The sequence below is a fragment of the Roseburia inulinivorans DSM 16841 genome, from assembly GCF_000174195.1.
GTDB classification, from domain to species: domain Bacteria; phylum Bacillota; class Clostridia; order Lachnospirales; family Lachnospiraceae; genus Roseburia; species Roseburia inulinivorans.
Genome location: NZ_ACFY01000080.1, coordinates 1 through 543 on the forward strand (window position 1 = coordinate 1; position 543 = coordinate 543).

The 543-nt window shown below is 32.8% G+C and carries 1 protein-coding gene; it reads right to left on the minus strand.

What is annotated here, in order from left to right; genetic code table 11:
• The coding region (locus ROSEINA2194_RS08005; protein WP_007885453.1) for a hypothetical protein at nt 1–405 on the minus strand (405 nt) is incomplete at its 3' end.
• Nucleotides 406–543 lie beyond the last annotated feature (138 nt).

Here is a 543-nt window from a genome sequence, read left to right on the forward strand (position 1 = left end):
TCCGAATTCATCGTTATTCCATCCATCATAATCATTTTTTCTAACATCGATAGCGAGATCAATCATATCATGTGGTATTTCCTTCAAAAAAGAAATCACAGCATCTCCAGTAGGATTATATTTACTGTCCGTTTGGCAAAATGCACCTACTGTCGTGAATAACGTTAGCAAATAAATTCTAATATTAAACGCCACACCAAAAATCACAGATTTTCGGTAAAGGTCGATTACACTATCAAGTAATAGTTGTACCTCCGGATAGTCTTGTTGGAGTGCATTAATTAACATCCATCCCAAATCATTGGAAATATTTTTCAGTAGTGCAATGTTTAATGTTTCCAGCGAAAAAAGACCAACGCTGTGTAAGCCATTTATTAAAAGAACTCTTATTTGTTTATTTATCAAAACAAAATTTTGTGGATTACCTTTTTTCGAATTGAATAGACCACCCTGATATCATTTCCAATAAATATTCTCGCACGTCCTCATTCATACCAGTCTGCGTAATTTTATCAATTATAATGTTTATAATTTCTTCTCCAA